We start from the raw sequence: 21,631 nt of genomic DNA on the forward strand, positions 1-21,631 counted from the left end.
TAACGGCATCTATTCAGTAAATAACAATCATTATGTTTATCCCATTAAAACAGTACATTAGTTGCCTATTTCTATTGTGCTTTTATTTAAATACTTTTGCGCAAGACAGAGCAACAATAACGGGATTAGTTTCTGATCAATTTGGTACATTACCTGGTGCTAAAATAAGTATTGAAGGCACCAACCTTAATACATCAACAGATGTTAATGGTATTTATACTATTAATTTAGAAGAAGGCGATTATGTGATCACTGCCAATTTTGTAATGTACAATTCTGTTTCTAAGAGCATAACCATTAAAGTAGGAGAAACAGCCACTCTAGATTTTATCCTAGAAACTGGATTTTCGATAGATCAACCTGTATCTTTAGGCTCTAGAGCTCAACCAAAATCTTCTTTAAGAACAACTGCCCCTGTTGACATTATATCAACACAAGATTTAACTAATGCTACACAAATTGAGTTAAGCCATATATTACATTATCTAGTCCCTTCTTTTCACTCTACAAATCAAACCATTTCTGATGGTACAGACCACATAGATCCTGCAACCTTAAGAGGTTTAGGCCCCGACCAAGTACTTGTTTTAGTAAATGGAAAACGTCGTCATAATAGTGCTTTATTAAATGTTAATGGTACCGTTGGACGTGGTACCGTTGGAACAGATTTTAATGCCATTCCTGTTGCTTCTGTAGAACGTATCGAAATACTACGCGATGGTGCGACCTCTCAATATGGATCAGATGCTATTGCTGGTGTGGTAAATATTATATTAAAAAAACAAGTTGAAGTTATTGATATTGTTGGTCGCGTAGGTGTTAATAGTGAAGGAGACGGTCAAACAAGTTACTTTAGTGCCAATTTTGGTTTTGATATTGGAGACAAAGGTTTTATTAATATTACAGGAGAATATCGTAGCAGAGAAGCGACCAATAGAGCTGGGAATTATACTGGTCCTGTATATTCTAATACACCAAGTGAAGATGCACTACTTATTGATAATAACAGTTTTTTTAGTACGACAGGTTATGACAAACAACAAATAATGGAAATCGGGTCTGCTAAAACACAAAATTTAGCAATCTCTTTTAATGGAGAGATCCCTATTTCTGAAATAACTTCTTTTTATTTTAACGGTGGGAGAAACTATAGAGAAGGACAAGCTAAAGGGTTTTATAGATTACCAAAAGATGAAGACCGTGTGGTATTGGAATTATTTCCTAATGGTTTTTCTCCACAAATTTTAACAGACATACAGGATGATGCTGTAACAGCTGGATTTAAAGGTGTTAAAAACAATTGGGATATCGATTTTAGTCACTCTATTGGTAAAAATGCTTTAGATTATACTGTAAATAATTCTAACAACGCCTCTCTTGGTATTGCCTCTGCCAAAACATTTTATTCTGGTGGATTTATGTACCAACAAAGTACTTCTAACTTAGACATCTCAAGAACATACGATTGGTTACATGGTGTAAATATTGCATTTGGCGCAGAACTGAGAGTTGAAAATTATCAAATTATAGCTGGAGAAGAAGCGTCTTTTATCGACGGTGGCAGCACCTACATAGATGCTTTAGGAGAGGAACAGCCACGTATTCCAGGAGTTCAAGTATTTCCAGGATTTCAACCAGAAAATGAACTGAGTCGTTTTAGAACAAATAGTGCGGGTTATATTGATATTGAAACTAATGTCTCGGAAAAGCTATTAATCAAAACAGCTGCTAGATATGAATCTTATAATGACTTTGGAGGGCAACTAATTTGGAAAGTTTCTGGTCGTTATAGAGTCAATGACGCATTAGGTATTAGAAGTGGAATTTCAACTGGATTTAGAGCCCCTTCCCTACACCAAGTTTATTTTCAAAATATAAGTTCTCAATTTATTAATGGCGAAATAATACAAGTAGGAACCTTTAATAATGAAAGTGCTGTTGCACAAGAAGCTTTTAAAATTCAAAACCTGAAACCGGAGTTATCTAGACATTACAGTTTAGGGGTTAATGGTAAATTAAAAGATAATTTTTCTTTTACATTGGATTATTATTACATAAAAATTAAAGATCGTATTGTATTGTCTGGTCGTTTTGACGAAGGTTACGAAACGATATTAGAACCTTTCAACGTTGGAGCAGCTCAGTTTTTTACAAATGCAATAGACTCCAGAACTACTGGTTTAGATGCTGCTGTACAGTACAAAACAATTATTGGTTCTGGAAAATTAGATGCGTCTCTAGCTGCCAATTTTAATAAAACGAAGGTCATTGGAGATATTAAAGTGTCTGAATCTTTAGTGGGTCAAGAAGATGTTTTATTTAATAGAGAAGAAATTGCTAGAGTAGAATCTGCACAACCTAATTACAAGTTTAATAATCTACTCTCTTACGAATTTGATAACTATAAAATAGTTTTAGGAAACACCTTTTTTGGAGATGTTACTTTTATACATCCAGAAGACGGTAATCCTGACAACTGGGTCTTAAACGAGTTATCAGGCCAAATAGAAACTAGAGATCAAAAATTTACACCTAAACTAGTTACAGATTTAGCTCTTTCTTATAAAGTTAATAGCACTCTAGAATTTACATTAGGTGGTAATAATATTTTTAATGTCTATCCAGATAAGCATACACACTCTGCTAATATAGATCATGGAAATTTTGTTTACAGTAGACGTGTACAACAGTTTGGCGTAAATGGGTCTAATTTTTATTTAAGAGCCTTTTTAAAACTATAATGAAGTGTAATATAAATCCCTTCCTTATTACTGTCAAAAACAAATCTGTTTTAATAGGATTCTTTATATTTTTTTGTGGCGCATCACTCTTTGCTCAAAACGATACTAATGCACAAGTAAAACGGCTACAACGGGCTATATTTGTTTATAATTTTGCCCAACAAATTGGTTGGCCTAATCAGGAGGATATTTCTACTTTTAAAATAGGTGTTTTGGGACCTGATCGTGCGTTGATTGATTTTAAATCTTTAGCACAAAAACGTCAAATTAATAACAAACCAGTAACTGTTGTAAGCTTTAATTCGGTAAAAGATATTAAAGACATACAATTACTTTATGTCAACAAATCTTTTAATTTTGATATCAATTATGTCTTAAACAAAATTTCAGGACAAAATATTCTTTTAGTAACAGAAGACTATAATTATCATACCTCTATGATAAATATGGTAAATGTAGGCGACTCTTTTGAATATGAAATAAATAATCGAACGATTACTAAAGAAGATTTTGTAATCGCTAATTCCTTAAAAACATATGCCATTGGTTCTTCTCAAAAATGGAAAGATTTATACCAAACAACAGAAGCTTCTTTAGAAGCGTCTAAGAAAATAGAAGCTGAGCAACAACAAAAACTAAAAGAGAAAGAGTTAGAGATTTCAACGCAAAAAGATAAAATTAACACGCAAGACAATACTATTGATACTATATTAAACACGGTTTCAAACAAAAATAAGTGGATTGAAAAACTCTCTGATAAAAACAACTTACAGAAACAAAATTTTGAAGATAAACTCTTAATAGAATTTGAATTAGAAGCAGATATTAAACAGCAACTTGATATTATAAAACAACAAGATGATAGGATAAATTCTAGAAATAAAGACATTCAAAAACAACACAATTTAATTCAGAGTCAAAATAATGAAATTGAATCTAAAGCTTTTATTCTAGCACAGAAAGAGTCTCAATTAAGCACTCAAAAAACAATAAACATCTTATTAATAACACTCATAAGCTTAGCCTTATTAACGGTCATATTGATTTACATAAGTTATTTAAGCAAGAAAAAATTAAATAAGACATTAGAAGACAGAAATACGGCGATTAAAAAACAAGCATTAGAATTAGAGGTTAAAAATGATGAGCTTGAGCAATTTGCATACATTGCCAGTCATGATCTTAAAGAACCATTAATAACCATTACAGGTTTAATTGATTTACTTGTCGATGAGTATGAAGATAAGCTAGACGCGAATGGAAAAATGAGTCTTAATTTTATTAGCGAATCAAGCTCTAGAATGCAAAAATTAATTGATGCCATTTTACAATATTCTAGATTAGGTAAAAGCAAAAATATAATTAATGTAGACTGCAACACTATTGTAAACATTTTAAAGAGTGATCTTAAAAATGTGATAAATAGGACAAATACAACACTATTATCTAAAAATCTTCCAACTGTAAAAGGCGCGGAATTGGAGCTAAGGTTATTATTTCAAAATTTAATAAGCAATGGTATTAAGTTTACCGCAAAAGACACAAAACCAATAATAACTATTGATAGTGTTAAAAAGACAAGTGAGGATTCTAGTGAGTACTGGGAGTTTTCTATAAAAGACAATGGTATAGGTATTCCTGAAAAACATAGAGAACGCATCTTTTCTATCTTTCAACGTTTACATTCTAGAGATGAATACGAAGGTACAGGAATTGGGCTAGCACATTGCAAAAAAATAGTTGAAGCCCATCGTGGTAAAATTTGGTTAGACTCTGAAGTTGGTAAAGGCTCCACTTTCTATTTTACAATTCCGGCTTAATAATTAACCAACCGCTTTTATTTAGGTTTCTGGAAGCACAAGGATAACATATTATATAATTCAGGATGTTTTTGTTTGAATAACTTTGGACGTTCAAAAAAGTACTCTGACGCTACTGCAAAAAACTCGGCTTGACTTGTCCCTCCATAATTTCTAATGTCTGAGGTATCGTTATTAATGCGCTCCATTTCTTTGTACATTAACTCTAACCAAGGTTCGATATATTCTTTTCCTAATAAGTATTCAGGGATACCGTCCGTTTCTCCATCCATTTTATCCAATAAATGAACAAATTCGTGCACGGGCGTATTATGTTTATCTGTTTTATTATTAAAAGCTAATCGTATTGCTTTTTTAGATAAAATCATTTGTTTTTCAAATCTACCAGTTCCCACCATTCCTAGTATTTTTTTATTACTATCCAAATCAGAAAATTGCAAATCTTCATTAAAACTATCGGGATATACAATAATACCACTCAAATTATTATAACTCCAATTAGAGAAACCAAATACAGGAATAATAGCACTAGAGGCTATTAAGATTAGATCTAATTCTTCAATTTCTGTATTAACACCATCTATGGTAACTTCACTTAAAAAAAGACTCATTCTTTGTCTAAACACCGCTTGATCTTTTACAGATAAATGCTTATAAAACAAAACATGTTTAAGGAGCATATCATACCAATGCAATGGGAGTTGTTTTATTTTCTTAGGTTTTATAATGTAAAACGTATAAACAATAATGGCTACGAGTACTATAAAAATAAGTGTGTAAATCATATGACTTAATTATAGGTGCAAAATATTCTAATTATAACAGAGAAAAAAATTTATATATGGTAAAAAAGCACATTATAAGTATCTTCGCTAAAAAATAGCAACAATGTTTAAAGCGGTTTTATTTGATATGGATGGTGTAATTGTAGATACGGAACCTCTACATAAAAAAGCCTATTTTTTAATGTTTGACCAATTTAACATAGCGGTTTCTAAAGAGCTATATGAATCCACTACTGGACAATCCACTATTAATGTCTGCAGAAAATTATGCACCATTTTTGGATTAGAAAATAATCCTGAAGAATTAGTCCACTGCAAGCGTCAAATCTTTACAGATTTATTTCATAGCGACCCAAGTCTTAAACTTATTGATGGTGTTCTTGATTTGATACAAAACTACCATAGCAATGGTTTAACTCTAGTCCTAGCCTCTTCTGCATCCATGGGTACGATTAATAATGTATTTACACGGTTTGATTTAAACCAATATTTTAAGGCTAAAATTAGTGGTGCAGATTTAAAAGCATCAAAACCACATCCAGAAATTTTTGAGAAAGCGGCGCAGTTAGCAGGATTTCCTCAAAAGGATTGTTTTGTTATCGAAGATTCTACCAATGGGATTAAAGCGGCAAAATCTGCGGGAAGTTATTGCATTGGCTACGACAGCTTACACTCTAAAAATCAAGACTACACATTAGCAGACTTAGTCACTTCAGACTTTAAGACTATACACCACAAGCATTTAAAAACTTTAATTTTTTAGGGCGCTTAATCTTGTTTCTTTTCGTTTTGTTTCGCTTCCTTTTTTGCTGCTCTTTTTTCTTTTCTTGTCGTATCGTCTGCCCCTTCAATAGCATCCTGATACGCGATGGTATCATTTGTTTCGCCTTTAAAGGCTTTTATCCATGCATTTTTAAAAATACCCCCAAACGTAGACCACACTCCCGCTTCTACATTATTTAAATCCCCTTCCAAAGGAATTTGAGTGGCTAATGTGTTGTTTTTTTGATTCTTTAAAGCAAATTTAAAAAAACCAACGAGTCCCTCCCATAAGGTTTCTAAAAACCCATCCTCTTTACCGATCAATTTACTATTGGTCAATAACGGTTTCATATAGCCTTTCAAAAAACCATCTGCTATGGCTATTTCGCTAAAAAGTTCTACTGTACCACTCTCAAAATCTATTCCAGCATAATAATTTGTAAAATCGTTCAAAGCAGTCGCATTAGCCTTCTCTAAAGAGAATGCTAAATCCATATCCGGAATATCTTTTAAAAGGTTAATATTCCCATTTAGATTTACATTTCCACCACCAAAAGAGACTCCTGTTGCCTGTATTGGAGATGGCAATATGCGTTCTTTTTCTACGACATTGCGTAAATTATCCGCTGTTAGCTCTAGCGTATTAATCGATAAATCAACATTTGGGTCTGCCGATAACTGCACAAACGCAACTTTTCCGTTATGGATTTCAAAATGATTAATTTCTAAAGGCACCAAATCTGTCAAAGCTTTAGTCCAATCATTCACTTCAGGCAGCCCATCTTCAGGTGTACTTTGCTGATCTTCGAAAACATAAATAATTTCGGGATTACTCATCACTATTTCAGCAACAATCTTACCATTAAAAACAGACTTCCATTCTACAGAAATATCTGATTTCGGAAAATTTAAAAAAGGGACTTGAGTGTTAGCATCTACCTTATTTAAATATAATCCATTGATAACATAAGCACCTCTAAAAAGGGCTATATCAATATGCTCTACTTCTCCGTAATAGCCAGGGATATCAGCTAAAACTTCATTAACATAATTTTTGATATACGTCGGTAGATACAACCTAATCATTAGTAATATCAATAACAGAACCATAGGTATAACGTATCGCTTCTTCTTATATATTGGTCTTTTTGTTTTTTTATTATTCAATGGATATTGTTTTAATCTTTAAAAATAACTCAGGTGTCAATCAAAATAATAAATACTGATCAACTTGTAAAACAATTAATTTTAAATTAACAGTTTGCCATGGTTAAAATCAATCAATAAAATACTATCACATTAAAAAATCAACTTTTAATGTTTCCATAAGTTCAAATTATACCGTTCATGATATTAGTCATATTTTAACCAATAATAACACAGTAAATTTGACTAATAAACAAAAAAATATGTGTTTTTCATTAGTTAATAAATATAACGTCGCTGGACCAAGATATACTAGTTATCCTACTGTTCCGTATTGGAATATGGATACGTTTTCATTAAAAAAATGGAAAGAAAATCTAAAAAAAGCCTTTACCGAAAGCAATAAAACAGAGGGTATCAGTTTATACATCCATTTACCATTTTGTGAAAGCTTATGTACTTTTTGTGGTTGTAATAAACGAATTACAAAACGTCACGATGTAGAAACACCTTATATACATGCTGTTTTAAAAGAATGGCATTTGTACTGTGATTTATTAGGAGAAAGACCAATGATAAAAGAGTTACATCTTGGCGGAGGAACACCTACTTTTTTTGATTCTGAAAACTTAAAATTATTAATTACTGGTATTACACGCAAAGCGACTTTAGCTGAGAATTATGAATTTAGCTTTGAAGGACATCCCAATAATACCACTGTAACACATTTACAAACCTTATTTGATTTAGGTTTTAGACGCGTGAGTTTTGGTGTTCAAGACTACAACCCTATTGTACAAAAAGCAATACATAGAATACAACCTTTTGAAAATGTACAAAAAGTAACAGAATTAGCTCGAAAAATCGGGTATACATCTGTGGGTCATGATATTATTTTTGGTTTACCTTTTCAAACAGAAGCACATGTTGAAGACACCATAAACAAGACAAAACAACTTTTACCAGATAGAATTGCCTTTTACAGTTATGCACACGTCCCATGGATAAAAGGAAATGGACAACGCGGTTATAAAGACAATGATTTACCTACAGCAAGTATAAAACAAAATCAATACCAATTGGGTAAAAAACTGTTAGCAGAAGCCGGTTATTATGATATTGGAATGGATCATTTTGCTTTAAAAACTGATAGTTTATATTCCGCTAGTAAAAATGAAACTATGCATCGTAATTTTATGGGGTACACTTCCTCTAAAACAAAAGTTATGATCGGTTTAGGTGTCTCTTCAATTAGTGATAGTTGGTATGCCTTTGCACAAAATGTAAAAGGTATTGAAGAGTATTACCATTTATTAGAAAACAATAGTATCCCTGTATTTAGAGGTCATATTTTAACGGAAGAAGATTTAATAATAAGACAACATATCTTAAACTTAATGTGTCATTTTAAAACAAGTTGGATGGCTAATGATTTATATTTTGAAGATATCCCTGAAGTAGTTTCCAAGTTAAATGAAATGCAAGACGATGGATTACTTACAATAGAATTGAATCAAATATTTATCACCGAAAAAGGGAAACCTTTTGTTAGAAATATATGTATGGCTTTTGATTTACTATTACAACGTAACAAACCAGAAACGCAACTATTTTCCATGACCATTTAAGTTGTTAATTAATATATAAAAGACTAAAATTGACTTATAGATTTATTAACTTTAATGAATCATTTTATAAAAAATTACTAAAAACCAAAACCCTAAACATGAAAAAAATAATCGTACCAGTAGACTTTTCAGAACATTCAAATTATGCTTTAGAATCAGCAGCTATACTTGCAAAAAAATATGATGCAGAAATTATCGCATTACATATGCTAGAAATCTCTGAAACCATACTAACTAAAGGAGAAACAGATCTTCAGGATGAAACTGTATTTTTCTTGAAATTAGCTGAAAAACGTTTTACAGAATTCTTAGCACAAGACTATTTAGAAGGTGTAAAAGTAACTCCTATAGTCAAGCATTTTAAGGTGTTTAGTGAAGTTAATGAAGTCGCTAAGGAACAAAATGCTGATTTAATTGTAATGGGATCACACGGAAGTAGTGGTTTAAAAGAAATTTTTGTTGGGTCAAACACAGAAAAAGTAGTACGTTACTCTGACATACCTGTCTTTGTTGTAAAAAACAAACCAACAAATTTAAGTTTTGATAATGTTGTATTTGCTTCAGATTTTTCTGAAAGCACTGTAACACCTTACTTAAATGCCTCTAAATTATTTAAAAAATTAGGTTCAAATTTACACTTGATTTATATTAATACTCCAGGAGACAACTTTAATAGCACGTCTGAAATGGAAAAAATAGTAGTTAACTTTTTACAGAAAGCAGATGGTAATTTAGACAAGTTATCAGAAGTAAAATATGTATCAGATTACACGGTAGAAAAAGGGGTTATAAATTATGCCAATGTATCAGGAGCAGATGCAATTGCTGTAGCAACACATGGCCGCACTGGCTTTGCTCACTTTTTAGCGGGAAGTATCTCTGAGGATATTGCAAACCATGCGTCATTACCTGTAGTCACTTTCAGAATTAAATAATACATACGTTTCAAATATATTTTAAAGCCTATTAAGATGATTTATCATTTTAATAGGCTTTCTGTTTGAAAACTAATAAATATCATGTTTTTTATTCTTTTTAAACCATAATTTTAAGTCATTCAAACACTTGATTTTATGAAACATATACTTATACCTACAGATTTTTCAGATAATGCATGGAGCGCAATAGTATACGCTGTAAAGTATTTCAAAAACGATGTTTGTACGTTTTACTTACTACATGCTAACCTTTTAAATCCATCTCCCCTATCTTCTCTGTCTGATATTTATATAAAAAACATACGACAACAAAATAATTTACAATTAGAAGCGCTTAAACAACAAATAACGGATAGCGATGCCAATACGAATCATGATTTTAAAACGATAGTTAAATTTGTAGCTTTAAAAGAGGCTATTAAGGATTGTATTGCAGAAAATACGATTGACTTAATAGTAATGGGCACCAAAGGTGTTACTAAAAACAAATCCCTTTTTTTTGGAAGTAACACAATACATTTGGTAGATAAAATTAAAACCTGCCCGATTTTAATTATTCCAGACGAATATGATTTTAGGCCTATTAAACAAATCGTTTTTTCTACAGATCTAAATAGGTTTTATTCTGATCATGAAATTAAAATAATTAACGAATTTATTTATGATAATAATGCTGCATTACGTGTTGTAAACATTCAAACAAAACAACCGATATCTGAGCTTCAATTCTACAACTTATCATGTTTAAAAAAAGGATTTAAAGACTTTGAAGTCCACTACCATTCTGTACCCAATTACGATAAAAAAGCAGAAATCATCTCTACTTTTATAAAAGACCTAGATATTGATTTATTAATTATGGTTAATTATAAACACAGCATAATAGAACGGTTTTTAAACGAACCGGTAATAAAAAATATCGGTTTTAAACCGCAAGTTCCATTTTTAGTAATTCCAGATAACCAATAATACATTATGGCAGATAATAACATTTATATAAAAAAAGCTTCTGGTGATCGGGTTAAATTTTCAATTGAAAAATTAAAAACCTCTTTGATAAATTCTGGAGCAGATAACATATTGGCCGATAGTATTACAAAAAATGTTAGAGATGAGTTATTTCAAGGTATTTCTACTAAAGAAATTTATAACAGAGCATTTGCCCTATTAAAAGCAAAACAAAGTCACCTAGCCTCTAAATACAAGCTCAAAAAAGCTATTTACGAGCTGGGGCCAACAGGTTTCCCTTTTGAACGCTATGTTGCTGCTATTATAGAAGCCTCTGGATATACAACTAAAGTTGGAGATATTATTAATGGCCATTGTGTAAAACATGAAATAGACATTTTAGCGACTAAATCAAATGAGACATACGTTGTAGAGTGTAAATTTCATAGTGATGCTGGTTTAAATTGTAACGTAAAAATTCCGTTATACATCTATTCTAGATTTAAAGATGTGCAAAAAAAATGGAATACAAATTTAAAACTAAAAACAAAAGTAACACAAGGCTGGGTCGTTACAAATACTCGTTTCACAGAGGATGCAAGGCGCTATGGTAATTGCGTTGGGTTATATCTGTTAAGTTGGGATTATCCTAAAAACAATGGTTTAAAACACCGTATAGATACACATAAATTGTATCCCATAACGGTCTCTACTTTATTAACCAAAAGAGAGAAACAGTTTCTTTTAAATAGAGAAGTTGTACTATGCAAAGACTTAATAAATGATGCTTTCTATTTAGACCACTTAGCCATATCCAAAAATCGAAAAACGCGCATTTTAAATGAAATAAAATTACTGTGTAATCAAAACTAAAAACTTATGGAATCTAAAGTGAAAATCACATTTTTAGGAGGCGCAAAAACCGTTACAGGCTCAAAATACCTAATAGACGCTTTTAACACCTCTATCCTAATAGATTGTGGCTTATTTCAAGGCTTAAAAGATTTAAGATTATTAAATTGGGAGACGTTACCAATTACGGTTTCATCTATACAAACCGTACTTTTAACCCACGGTCATTTAGATCACGTTGGCTATTTACCTCGTTTAATAAAACAAGGATTTAAAGGAAGTATTATTGGTACTGCTCCCACTCTAGCTATTGCCGAAATTATATTAAAAGATAGTGCTAAAATAAATGAAGAAGAGGCAAAAAAAGCGAATAAAGAACACTATTCTAAACACCAGCCAGCGCTTCCTTTTTACACTATAAAAGATGTCGAGCAAACAATTGCTATGTTTGAAGTACAAGTTGAAGACAAATGGATTGCTATTAACAATCACATCTCTTATCGTTTTAAATATAATGGACACATTATAGGATCTACGTTTATAGAGTTAGATATTGAGGGGAAACGTTTTGTGTTTTCTGGAGATATTGGTAGAGTTAATGATTATTTATTAAATGATCCAAAATACCCAGAGTATGCCGATTACTTATTTCTAGAAAGTACTTATGGAGATAGACTACATCCTATTGTTAATATAGAGGACAAACTTTCTCAAATAATAAACGATACTATAACTACTCATGGCAATTTAATTATTCCAAGTTTTGCAGTAGAGCGTTTACAAATGCTCATGTTTATATTATTTAAACTCTATCAAAAAAACAAAATACCAAACATCCCTATTTTTGTAGATAGTCCTATGGGAAATAATGTTTTAGAAGTATTCAAACGGTTTCCTAAAGGGCATAAAATCTCGGATACAGATTACAATGCCATGTGTCATCATATAAATAGTATTACTAGCTATGCAGATACCTGGAAAACAATCGATGATCCACGGTCAAAAATTGTAATCGCAGGAAGCGGAATGGTAACAGGCGGGCGTGTTTTAACCTATTTACAACAATTAATAGATATCTCTTCAACAACTATTTTATTAGTAGGCTATCAAGCAGAAGGCACTAGAGGGCGTTTACTAAAAGAAGGCGCTCATGAAATTAAATTTTATGGTAAATATTATCCCGTAAAAGCATCCGTAACAAGTATAGACAGTCTTTCTGCACATGCAGACCAAAAGGGATTGGTTGATTGGTTAAGCCACATTAAAAACACACCAAAAACAGTATATTTAATACATGGCGAATCTACCGCACAAAATGCCTTTAGAGTAAAAATAAAAGATACGTATGGATGGGATGTAAAAATACCAACGCTTTTTGAAACTATTGAAATTTCGATTTAATTTATTAGCAACATGATAATTATCATTTTACCTAAATCTTATTAATTGTACCTTTAATTCAAGAATAACATCAAGAAAATACAACACGATAGTTTAAAGTTGTATTGAAAAGATAAAGTAATCATAAAATAAGAAGTCCTTTTTTTACTTCCTATTTAAAAATAAATATTATGGCAACACAAAGTGAAAAAAACATGGTAGAATGGTATAGTGCAGAACGTATGCACGACATGTCTAAAACCTGGTTATCTGATTTAAATTTTATTAAAGATGAACAAATATTTTTAGAAGAATTAATTACAGATTACACTCAACAAATTATAGATGACGATGTATTAACCAGAGCTCAAGATGCCGCTACTGCGTTACTAAGAACTAAAAGAGGAAATCAAAAATTAATGACTGCTTTAATTGCACATGAAAAGGATTTAAATCTAATGGTTGATGGTAAAAATGAATTAGATAAAGAAGAACAATACAAAACGGATCATATAGCGTTTATAAAAAAGGTGAGTTCATTTTTTTACGATTATAAAGCTGTAAAATCTGAAATATTTAATTTGGTAACCACCTTAATGAAACGAGATAAACAAGACCATTTACTAAATTAAACTATGAAACATCTCATATTATTGTTACTTGTTTTCTCTCTTTATAGTTGTGGAACCACACAACTAAAAGACCGTTGGATAAGTCCCGAAGCAGATAATTATACACTTAAAAAAGTCTTTGTTGTTGGATTAACAGATGATCCTGAAGCTAGAGAAAAATTTGAAAAAAAATTACAAAGTCAACTCGCTTTAAGAGATATAGAAGCAACCATTAGTCTTGATAAGTTTGATGCTGAGTTTCTTGCTAAAGAAAGAACTGACACAGAAATAAAGGCTTTAGAAAATCAGCTTTTAGAAGACGGTTATGATGCGGTCGTGTTTACTAAAGTTGCTGGAATAAAAAATAAAATTCAGTTTAAAAAAGACTATTCTAATATTGATAAAAGTCACAATCGTTTTAACGAAGACTATTTAATGTATCAAGACCAACATTTTAATCCAGATGCTTACAAGGAGTATCAAGTTTACAATGCTGAAACTTCCGTATATTGTTTATGTCCTACAAAAGCGCGTACGCTGATATGGAAAGGTTATATAGATATTGTGGATCCACAAAACATTAACCAAACTGTAAAAGACTATTCGAAGCTTTTAATTTTAGTTTTAGAAGAAGATAAAATAATACCACCAAAAGAGTAATTAGACGCTTACGTTTTTGGTGGTATTACTAATTATTTTAAAATCTAGTCATGCAAAATAAATAACGGTACAGACGCTATTTTACTATGTTTTGTAATTGGCGACCCCGAAAACAAACGTTCCAAAAAGCTGATTTTCTGAATAATAAAGACTTCTAAATCTATAGAATTAGTTTGTAAATACGTATCGACAACCTGGTCCATAGGGACATTTGATACTTGATTATAGCTATAACTATTGTCTTCTAATAGCTTTTCTAAACTAGTTACATCTTCTGTTTCGTCAATCGCAGTTTCAGTAATTCTTAACACGTGGTAATTACCGTTAGTTTTTCCTACTAAACTAAAAATCTGATCTATTCTTTTTTTATTTAATTCGTCTTTTTCGTCTAACGGCAGTAATATCGCTTTTGGTTTAGAAAACTCAAAATACTTTGGTATTATCAATGTTGGCCTTTCTACTTTTCTAATTACATTTAAGGTGTGGCTTCCAAAAACAACCTCATCTGCTCCTGTGACACCATTTGTGCCCATCACCACTAAGTTTATGTTATGCAGTACGATTAACTGATTTACCGCATCTGTAAACACGTCGTAATCGATATGCTCAGTATACGTGTGTTTTGGATTTTTATAAACGGACTGTAATTGTTTTGATAAGTCCTCTAAATCTTCTTTAGGTGATTTTACAATCGAAGCATATAAGTTAGCATTCCCTGAAGTCATTAAATCTGCAGTTGTAAAAGCCGAAGCTTTATGTATATACACTAAATGAAAATTAATAGTTTCATTTTCAAACAGTTTTGCCGCATAATGTATTGCGTTTTTAGAGCTTTTGGAAAAATCGGTAAGTAAAAGTATGTTCTTCATTTAAAAATGAGTTTATATTAATTAGCGTCCACTAATTTACAAATATTTAATGGCTTTAAATTTAATTTAGGATTAAGTTAGCTTGGCTTTATTTCCGCGAAAGCGACTACTGCAAACTAATTAGAGTTTAGTGACAATCAATGGCGCTATTGACCATTTCTATAACAGGAGAAGGCGACACATATGGTATACCTAGTCCTAAGCCTCTTAAAATAAATAATGCACCAATGATGACTATAAATACCGGAATAGCTTTTTGAATACGCTGTTTAACTTGTGCATTTAAAAACTTACCTAAGTAAATCGCGGTAGTCATTAAAGGAATTGTACCTAATCCAAAAAAAGCCATATACAAACTACCTTGCCAAGCGGTACCGGTGGCGATAGCTCCAAAAACAGCCATATATACTAAACCACATGGCAGGAATCCATTTAAAAAACCAATAGTTAAAAATGTGTCTGCAGTTTTCTTTTTTAAAGCTTGTCCCATTTGTTTTTTTACAAAACAGACCGCTTTATAAATGGGTTTTACAATAAAATTTTGACCTATTTTTTTATAAGGAAAAAGAATCACAATGATCATTAAAACACCAATAACTATAGATAACTTTTGTTGTAACCCAAAAATATATAAACTTTTACCTATCAATCCAAAGATAAGACCAATGATACTATAGGCTAATAAACGTCCAAAATGATAGGCGCCTATTTGTGTCATTTTTTTTAAAGAATTACTTCTATCTACTGGCAACATAAAAGCTATTGGGCCACACATACCGACGCAGTGAAAGCTTCCTAATAAACCAAATATAAGTGCCGTAAGTAACATTAGTACTGTATCTCTTCTTTAAACATGTATTTACTATCTTTGTAGCTCCAATCGATTTTAATGTTCCAACGACCATCTAACAAACGTTTGTCAGGTATGAGCAAATTGTGATTAGACAACAAAATTGTGGTTTCGAAGTCTAGTTGTTTATTAGATGGTCTATATAGGAACACTTTACCTTTAATTACTTGGTCATCCAACTCTGCTGGAAACGTCAAGACTAAACCTTCTGACGTTTTTTTCCATAGTATTTTAGAGTCTAGCGTTTTAGCATTTTTCTCTTTATTGATGTCGTTTTGAAACTCTAATTCTTGCTTATAATAATTTTCATTAACTAAATCGTGATCTAGATTTTTATCTGTATTCATCGCGATTACAAAGTATAAGATAAAGCTTATAAAAAATATAAATGCTATAACGACTCCTGTTCCCCAATTAAATTTCATACTCTTATTTTTAATTATAGCTTCTAGGTCCTAAGAAGTTTACGGTTGTTGTTTCAATTAATTTATCAGCACTATAGACTTCTATAGTTAACTTTGTTTTATCGCCTTCTAAAACACCTTGATCAAGTTCGATAAACAAGGTTCCTTCGGCTAATCCTTGTGCTGGAACACTAAAACTTTTATCTGTAGAAACTAATTTAATAGTCCCTTTGTATGTTCTAAGCTTAAAATCGACATTATCAATCTTTTCTGTTGTTTTATTGATCAGCTTATAAGTAAAAACATTACTGATAATATTGTCTGCTTTATGCTCGAACAACTGTCCTGGTAATCTTAAGACTGTGGCTTCAACATCATTACGCAATTGTAACATGGCTATTAAAACACCTGTTAGCACAAATAAAACAACGATATATGCTTTAAGACGCAACGTTAATTTAAACGGAGCCTTCTTTTCTATGTTATCCTCACTAGTATAACGTATCAGCCCTTTTGGTAAACCTACTTTGTCCATGATATCATCACACTCGTCAATACAAGCGGTGCAATTAATACATTCTAACTGCGTCCCATTTCTAATATCTATTCCTGTTGGACAGACATTAACACATTGCATACAATCGATACAATCACCATGACCAAGAGCTTCTCTGTCTTCGTTTTTACGGAATTTTTTACGTCCTTTTTCTCCTTCACCTCTTTTATGATCGTAGGCCACAATTATAGACTGATTGTCTAAAAGCACGCCTTGTAAACGACCATAAGGACAAGCGATAATACAAACCTGTTCTCTAAACCAAGAAAACACAAAATAGAATAATCCAGTAAAAATTAATAATGGGAATAAAGTTCCTAAATGCTGAAAAGGACCTTCTGTCACGTAATTTAACAGCTTATCACTACCTATTAAATAGGCTAAAAAAACATTAGCAATTAAAAACGAAATAATTATAAAAATGGTGTGTTTTAAGACCCTTTTCCTGATTTTTTCAGGTGTCCATTTAGAACGTTTCAATTTCATTTGAGCCCCTCTATCACCATCAATCCAATATTCGAAACGTCTAAAAACCATTTCTAAAAAAATGGTTTGCGGACAAATCCATCCACAAAATATACGTCCAAAGGCTACCGTAAAAATAGTAATAAAGACCACTCCTATTATCATAGAAATGACAAATAAGTGAAAATCTTGAGGCCAAAATGGGAAGCCAAACACATTAAATCGGCGTTCTAAAACGTTAAATAATAAAAACTGGTTCCCATTAATTTTAACAAATGGAGCTCCAAATAAAAAGACTAATAGTACATAACTTACAAGCTTCCTGTAATCGTAAAACTTACCGCTTGGCTTTTTAGGAAAAACCCAAGCCCGTTTACCATCTTCGCCAATAGTTGCAATAGAGTCTCTAAAACCCTCATTAATTGGAGCTTCCATTTATTTTGTTTTAATTATTCATAGAAACAGACTCCTCTATTTCTAATACTTCAGTGTTCTCTGTTTCTAATATTTCTGCCTCGTCTCCTTCTAAAACCTCATCACCTTGAATTGCTTCAGGTGCTTCTGCTCCTTCTGGTTGCCATAAGTCGCCTTCAGCTTCTTTTGGGTTAGCAGGTGTTGTCCCTTGTAAAGACAAAACATAACTTGCTACTTGAGCCATTTCTAATGGTTTTAAACCTTCCTTTTTCCAAGAAATCATACCTTTTCCAGAACGTCCACCTTCTGATATCGTATGAAAGACACTTTTAATATCTCCTCCTAAAATCCAGTGATTATCCGTAAGGTTTGGTCCAATACCTCCACCTCCATCTGCCATGTGACATGCGATACAGTTGGCACCAAATATTTTTTTACCATTTTGTAAATCTGCAGCTTCCGTTAGTAACTCAACAGAATTAGCATCTATTAAATTTTTAGCCGTTTTCTTATATTCTTCAATATCGATTTTTGCTTGAGCATATTCGCTATCCAACTCATCAAATTGTGTTCCTGACGTTCCCGTAATATGAAAATTGAATAAATAAATTACCGCAAAAACCATAGATGCATACCAAGAATATAGCCACCATGGTGGTAAATTATTGTCAAGCTCTCTAATACCATCATAATTGTGATCTAAGATAATTTCGTGCTCTTCTTCTATTGGCTTCTCATCTCCTTTAAGCTTATTATATAACGCTTTTAGCTTAGTAAACTGAGGTGCTTTTGGTGCATTTGCGATGTATCGTTCTTTTTCTGAAGCGTCTAAACTTTGAAACAACACGTTTTCAATGGACCCCACAATACCTTCAATTGCAATAAGTACAAATAATACCAATGCTAAAAATAACATGATTAGAGGGTACTCAATAAAGGCTGGTTTATCTCCTGAGTCTACAAAATATTCTACCAATCCGAAGATTGTAAAAAATATAACAGGGACTCTGACGTAAGACGGGATTAAATTTTTCATTTGATTAGTTATTATAGTTTTTAAAAAGACAAATAGAACCTCTGCTTTTAATTATAGTGCAATTAAAAATCAAAGGCCTCTGCTTCATGATTTTGTTTCGCTTTCTCCTTCGAATTCATTATCCAAATCTAATGGGATATTACTCACTTCTGTGATGTAGTCTTTTTTGGCAGTAATTACCCACCAAAAAAGAGCTACAAAAAAACCAAAGAATATAAGTAATGAAAGGATTGGGTATATCTCTACACCTGCAATACTGTCTAAATGATTTTTTACAAATTTTAACATGACGTTTTAGTTTTGTTCTGTTGTTTCTGCTTTACCTTCTTTTATATCTGTTCCTAAACGTTGTAGGTAAGCAATAACTGCAACAATCTCTCTGTTACGCATTTCTACAAAATCAGCTCCACCTTTTTTCTTACTCGCTTCATAAGCTTCTGCAAAATCAGGATCTGTATATAGGTTCTTCTCTATTTTTGTTCCTTGTGCTAACATATCCGTCTGCGCATTAGCAATATCTTCGTCCGTATATGGCACACCTAAAGTCACCATCACTTTCATTTTATCTTCAATATCAGACTTATATAATGTGTTATTGATTAACCATTTATAAGATGGCATTATCGACCCTGATGATGTACTTTGTGGATCATACATGTGATTAAAGTGCCAGTTATCAGAATATTTACCACCAATACGATGTAAATCTGGACCTGTACGCTTACTTCCCCATAAAAATGGATGGTCATAAACAAACTCTCCTGCTTTACTGTATTCTCCGTAACGTTCTACTTCACTTCTAAAAGGTCTAATCATTTGTGAGTGACATCCAACACAACCTTCTCTTATATAAATATCTCGACCTTGTAACTCTAAAGGAGAATAGGGTTTAACACTACTAATCGTTGGTATATTAGATTTTACCATTATTGTTGGTACAATCTGTACAACACCTCCAATTAAGATAGCTATAGTAGCACCAATAGTTAATCTAATTGGTTTACGTTCTAACCAAGTGTGCCATCCTTCTCCAGAAACACGTTTTTTAGACACACGTTGTAAAGCTGCAGCTTCCGCTAATTCATCTTCAACAACACTTCCTTTTCTTATCGTTTGGATCACGTTAAAGACTAAGATTAACATTCCTGTTAAGTATAAAGTCCCTCCTATGGCACGCATCCAATACATTGGCATAATTTCGGTTACTGTTTCTAAGAAGTTCCCGTATTTTAAATTCCCATCTGGATTAAATTGTTTCCACATACTAGCTTGTGTAAACCCTGCAACATACATTGGTAAGGCGTACATGATAATACCTAAAGTACCAATCCAAAAATGAAGGTTTGCTAGTGGTAAAGAATATAATTTTGTTTTAAATAATTTTGGAACTAAATAGTAAATCATACCAAAAGTTAAAAACCCGTTCCACGCTAAAGCACCAACATGCACGTGAGCAATAATCCAATCTGTATAATGCGCAATCGCATTCACATTTTTAAGTGATAGCATTGGTCCTTCAAACGTTGCCATTCCGTACCCCGTAATAGCAACAACCATAAATTTAAGTACAGGATCAACACGTACTTTATCCCAAGCACCACGAAGTGTTAATAATCCGTTTATCATCCCTCCCCAAGACGGCATCAATAACATAATTGAAAATGCAACTCCTAAATTCTGAGCCCATTCTGGTAACGCTGTATACAGTAAATGGTGTGGTCCAGCCCAAATGTAAATAAAGATTAAAGACCAAAAGTGAACAATAGATAATCTATAAGAGTATACTGGTCTGTTAGCAGCTTTAGGTACAAAGTAATACATCAACCCTAAAAATGGTGTCGTTAAGAAAAACGCTACTGCATTATGTCCATACCACCATTGTACTAAAGCATCTTGTACTCCTGCATAAACAGAATAACTTTTCATCCCTGTTAAACTAACAGGGATTTCCAAACTATTAAAAATATGTAATACCGCAACCGTTACAAATGTCGCAATGTAAAACCAAATAGCAACATATAAATGACGTTGACGACGCTTGAGCATTGTTCCAATCAAGTTCGCTCCAAAAGCCACCCAAATTAACGCAATAGCAATATCAAAAGGCCATTCTAATTCGGCATATTCTTTTGATGTCGAATAACCTAAAGGTAATGTTATAGCAGCACCAACAATTATTAATTGCCATCCCCAAAAGTTAATATTACTTAACAAATCGCTATACATTCTAGCTTTTAATAGACGTTGCGTAGAGTAATATACCCCTGCAAAAATAGCATTACCCACAAATGCAAAAATCACCGCATTGGTGTGTAAAGGTCTTAAACGTCCAAAACTTAGCCATGAGATTCCATCGGTCATGTTAGGGAACAAAAACATGTAAGCTAAAAGTAGCCCTACAATCATACCAACAACTCCCCAGAGGATGGTAGCGTAAAGAAACTTTTTAACGATTTTGTTATCGTAATAAAATTGCTGCATTTCCATAATTAATTGTGATTAGTCTTTTTTATTATTCTTAGTTAGTGATTCTTTGGGTTTAACCAATTCGTCTTCAAAAAGCATACGTACTGAAGGCGTATAACCATCATCAAACTGCCCGTTTCTTATAGCTATTATAAAAGCCATAAAAAAGACAATTGCGACAACAATGCTTACTGTTAGTAAAATATATATAACGCTCATACCTATTAGAAGTTATGCTACAAAAGTAATTGAGAAGCCCTGTTTAAAAGATGATATTTATCATGTTTCAACTAATTTTTG

General features: G+C 32.1%; 20 protein-coding genes. 10 read left to right on the forward strand and 10 right to left on the reverse strand.

The features are described 5' to 3' along the window. The first annotated feature begins 32 nt into the window (after positions 1–32). On the forward strand, positions 33–2,741 hold the full coding sequence (locus H0I26_RS15275) for a TonB-dependent receptor domain-containing protein (RefSeq protein ID WP_218699846.1): 2,709 nt from the start codon (positions 33–35) through the stop codon (positions 2,739–2,741). Beyond that, positions 2,741–4,561, forward strand: a complete 1,821-nt coding sequence (locus H0I26_RS15280; RefSeq protein WP_218699847.1) for a YfiR/HmsC family protein — start codon at positions 2,741–2,743, stop codon at positions 4,559–4,561. The genes H0I26_RS15275 and H0I26_RS15280 overlap by 1 nt, the downstream gene beginning before the upstream one ends. A gap of 17 nt (positions 4,562–4,578) precedes the next feature. On the opposite strand, the gene H0I26_RS15285 is transcribed toward H0I26_RS15280, so the two are convergent. Next, the gene (locus H0I26_RS15285; protein WP_218699848.1) at positions 4,579–5,346 is read right to left on the reverse strand and encodes a zinc-dependent peptidase; all 768 of its coding nucleotides are present in this window, start codon (positions 5,344–5,346) and stop codon (positions 4,579–4,581) included. 103 nt (positions 5,347–5,449) lie between these two features. Between H0I26_RS15285 and H0I26_RS15290 the strand changes: the two genes are divergently transcribed. Then, positions 5,450–6,109 carry an HAD family hydrolase gene (locus tag H0I26_RS15290; RefSeq protein ID WP_218699849.1) on the forward strand — a complete coding sequence of 220 codons (660 nt, stop codon included), beginning with the start codon at positions 5,450–5,452 and terminating at the stop codon, positions 6,107–6,109. Positions 6,110–6,114: 5 nt separating this feature from the next. On the opposite strand, the gene H0I26_RS15295 is transcribed toward H0I26_RS15290, so the two are convergent. Next, on the reverse strand, positions 6,115–7,275 hold the full coding sequence (locus H0I26_RS15295; RefSeq protein ID WP_256935143.1) for a DUF748 domain-containing protein: 1,161 nt from the start codon (positions 7,273–7,275) through the stop codon (positions 6,115–6,117). A 242-nt stretch (positions 7,276–7,517) separates the two neighbouring features. Here H0I26_RS15295 and hemN point away from each other — a divergent pair, with 242 nt between their 5' ends. From hemN to H0I26_RS15330, 7 genes are all read left to right on the forward strand, one after another. Beyond that, positions 7,518–8,882, forward strand: coding sequence for an oxygen-independent coproporphyrinogen III oxidase (gene hemN / locus H0I26_RS15300; protein WP_218699850.1), 1,365 nt, complete (start codon positions 7,518–7,520; stop codon positions 8,880–8,882). Positions 8,883–8,980: 98 nt separating this feature from the next. Next, a complete protein-coding gene (locus H0I26_RS15305) occupies positions 8,981–9,817 on the forward strand; it encodes a universal stress protein (protein ID WP_218699851.1) in 837 nt (278 codons plus the stop codon). Positions 9,818–9,955: 138 nt separating this feature from the next. After that, on the forward strand, positions 9,956–10,789 hold the full coding sequence (locus H0I26_RS15310) for a universal stress protein (protein ID WP_218699852.1): 834 nt from the start codon (positions 9,956–9,958) through the stop codon (positions 10,787–10,789). 6 nt (positions 10,790–10,795) lie between these two features. Next, positions 10,796–11,641: a restriction endonuclease gene (locus H0I26_RS15315; RefSeq protein WP_218699853.1), complete on the forward strand. Its 846-nt coding sequence runs from the start codon at positions 10,796–10,798 to the stop codon at positions 11,639–11,641. A gap of 6 nt (positions 11,642–11,647) precedes the next feature. Continuing rightward, positions 11,648–13,021: an MBL fold metallo-hydrolase RNA specificity domain-containing protein gene (locus H0I26_RS15320; RefSeq protein WP_218699854.1), complete on the forward strand. Its 1,374-nt coding sequence runs from the start codon at positions 11,648–11,650 to the stop codon at positions 13,019–13,021. Positions 13,022–13,191: 170 nt separating this feature from the next. Further along, the gene (locus H0I26_RS15325) at positions 13,192–13,632 is read left to right on the forward strand and encodes a hypothetical protein (protein ID WP_218699855.1); all 441 of its coding nucleotides are present in this window, start codon (positions 13,192–13,194) and stop codon (positions 13,630–13,632) included. Between the two features lie 3 nt (positions 13,633–13,635). Further along, positions 13,636–14,271, forward strand: a complete 636-nt coding sequence (locus H0I26_RS15330; RefSeq protein ID WP_218699856.1) for a hypothetical protein — start codon at positions 13,636–13,638, stop codon at positions 14,269–14,271. A 44-nt stretch (positions 14,272–14,315) separates the two neighbouring features. On the opposite strand, the gene H0I26_RS15335 is transcribed toward H0I26_RS15330, so the two are convergent. The 8 genes from H0I26_RS15335 to ccoS all read right to left on the reverse strand — a co-directional run bounded on the left by H0I26_RS15335 (position 14,316) and on the right by ccoS (position 21,550). Next, on the reverse strand, positions 14,316–15,140 hold the full coding sequence (locus H0I26_RS15335; protein ID WP_218699857.1) for a universal stress protein: 825 nt from the start codon (positions 15,138–15,140) through the stop codon (positions 14,316–14,318). 127 nt (positions 15,141–15,267) lie between these two features. Then, positions 15,268–15,969, reverse strand: coding sequence for a sulfite exporter TauE/SafE family protein (locus H0I26_RS15340; RefSeq protein WP_218699858.1), 702 nt, complete (start codon positions 15,967–15,969; stop codon positions 15,268–15,270). Further along, positions 15,969–16,415, reverse strand: a complete 447-nt coding sequence (locus H0I26_RS15345) for a FixH family protein (protein ID WP_101019056.1) — start codon at positions 16,413–16,415, stop codon at positions 15,969–15,971. Before H0I26_RS15345 ends, H0I26_RS15340 begins: the two co-directional genes overlap by 1 nt. 10 nt (positions 16,416–16,425) lie before the next feature. Next, a complete protein-coding gene (gene ccoG / locus H0I26_RS15350; protein ID WP_218699859.1) occupies positions 16,426–17,850 on the reverse strand; it encodes a cytochrome c oxidase accessory protein CcoG in 1,425 nt (474 codons plus the stop codon). A 10-nt stretch (positions 17,851–17,860) separates the two neighbouring features. After that, complete coding sequence (locus H0I26_RS15355; RefSeq protein WP_218699860.1) at positions 17,861–18,865, reverse strand: cbb3-type cytochrome c oxidase N-terminal domain-containing protein; 1,005 nt, start codon at positions 18,863–18,865, stop codon at positions 17,861–17,863. Positions 18,866–18,949: 84 nt separating this feature from the next. After that, positions 18,950–19,153 carry a CcoQ/FixQ family Cbb3-type cytochrome c oxidase assembly chaperone gene (locus H0I26_RS15360; RefSeq protein ID WP_101019062.1) on the reverse strand — a complete coding sequence of 68 codons (204 nt, stop codon included), beginning with the start codon at positions 19,151–19,153 and terminating at the stop codon, positions 18,950–18,952. A 6-nt stretch (positions 19,154–19,159) separates the two neighbouring features. Beyond that, positions 19,160–21,352 (reverse strand): cytochrome-c oxidase, cbb3-type subunit I, encoded by a 2,193-nt coding sequence (ccoN, locus tag H0I26_RS15365; RefSeq protein ID WP_101019064.1) that lies wholly within the window; start codon positions 21,350–21,352, stop codon positions 19,160–19,162. Positions 21,353–21,364: 12 nt separating this feature from the next. Then, a complete protein-coding gene (ccoS, locus tag H0I26_RS15370; protein ID WP_101019066.1) occupies positions 21,365–21,550 on the reverse strand; it encodes a cbb3-type cytochrome oxidase assembly protein CcoS in 186 nt (61 codons plus the stop codon). Positions 21,551–21,631: the final 81 nt, after the last annotated feature.

It is taken from the genome of Olleya sp. HaHaR_3_96, from assembly GCF_019278545.1.
GTDB lineage: Bacteria > Bacteroidota > Bacteroidia > Flavobacteriales > Flavobacteriaceae > Olleya.

Excerpts from the sequence above, each read along its gene's own strand:
- H0I26_RS15330 (WP_218699856.1), top strand. The coding sequence starts at position 13,636 with ATGAAACATCTCATATTATTGTTACTTGTTTTCTCTCTTTATAGTTGT.
- ccoS (WP_101019066.1), bottom strand. The coding sequence starts at position 21,550 with ATGAGCGTTATATATATTTTACTAACAGTAAGCATTGTTGTCGCAATT.
- H0I26_RS15285 (WP_218699848.1), bottom strand. The coding sequence starts at position 5,346 with ATGATTTACACACTTATTTTTATAGTACTCGTAGCCATTATTGTTTAT.
- H0I26_RS15280 (WP_218699847.1), top strand. The coding sequence starts at position 2,741 with ATGAAGTGTAATATAAATCCCTTCCTTATTACTGTCAAAAACAAATCT.
- H0I26_RS15335 (WP_218699857.1), bottom strand. The coding sequence starts at position 15,140 with ATGAAGAACATACTTTTACTTACCGATTTTTCCAAAAGCTCTAAAAAC.
- H0I26_RS15315 (WP_218699853.1), top strand. The coding sequence starts at position 10,796 with ATGGCAGATAATAACATTTATATAAAAAAAGCTTCTGGTGATCGGGTT.
- hemN (WP_218699850.1), top strand. The coding sequence starts at position 7,518 with ATGTGTTTTTCATTAGTTAATAAATATAACGTCGCTGGACCAAGATAT.
- H0I26_RS15290 (WP_218699849.1), top strand. The coding sequence starts at position 5,450 with ATGTTTAAAGCGGTTTTATTTGATATGGATGGTGTAATTGTAGATACG.
- ccoG (WP_218699859.1), bottom strand. The coding sequence starts at position 17,850 with ATGGAAGCTCCAATTAATGAGGGTTTTAGAGACTCTATTGCAACTATT.
- H0I26_RS15355 (WP_218699860.1), bottom strand. The coding sequence starts at position 18,865 with ATGAAAAATTTAATCCCGTCTTACGTCAGAGTCCCTGTTATATTTTTT.
- H0I26_RS15305 (WP_218699851.1), top strand. The coding sequence starts at position 8,981 with ATGAAAAAAATAATCGTACCAGTAGACTTTTCAGAACATTCAAATTAT.
- H0I26_RS15345 (WP_101019056.1), bottom strand. The coding sequence starts at position 16,415 with ATGAAATTTAATTGGGGAACAGGAGTCGTTATAGCATTTATATTTTTT.
- H0I26_RS15360 (WP_101019062.1), bottom strand. The coding sequence starts at position 19,153 with ATGTTAAAATTTGTAAAAAATCATTTAGACAGTATTGCAGGTGTAGAG.
- H0I26_RS15340 (WP_218699858.1), bottom strand. The coding sequence starts at position 15,969 with ATGTTACTTACGGCACTTATATTTGGTTTATTAGGAAGCTTTCACTGC.
- H0I26_RS15320 (WP_218699854.1), top strand. The coding sequence starts at position 11,648 with ATGGAATCTAAAGTGAAAATCACATTTTTAGGAGGCGCAAAAACCGTT.
- H0I26_RS15275 (WP_218699846.1), top strand. The coding sequence starts at position 33 with ATGTTTATCCCATTAAAACAGTACATTAGTTGCCTATTTCTATTGTGC.
- H0I26_RS15310 (WP_218699852.1), top strand. The coding sequence starts at position 9,956 with ATGAAACATATACTTATACCTACAGATTTTTCAGATAATGCATGGAGC.
- H0I26_RS15325 (WP_218699855.1), top strand. The coding sequence starts at position 13,192 with ATGGCAACACAAAGTGAAAAAAACATGGTAGAATGGTATAGTGCAGAA.
- ccoN (WP_101019064.1), bottom strand. The coding sequence starts at position 21,352 with ATGGAAATGCAGCAATTTTATTACGATAACAAAATCGTTAAAAAGTTT.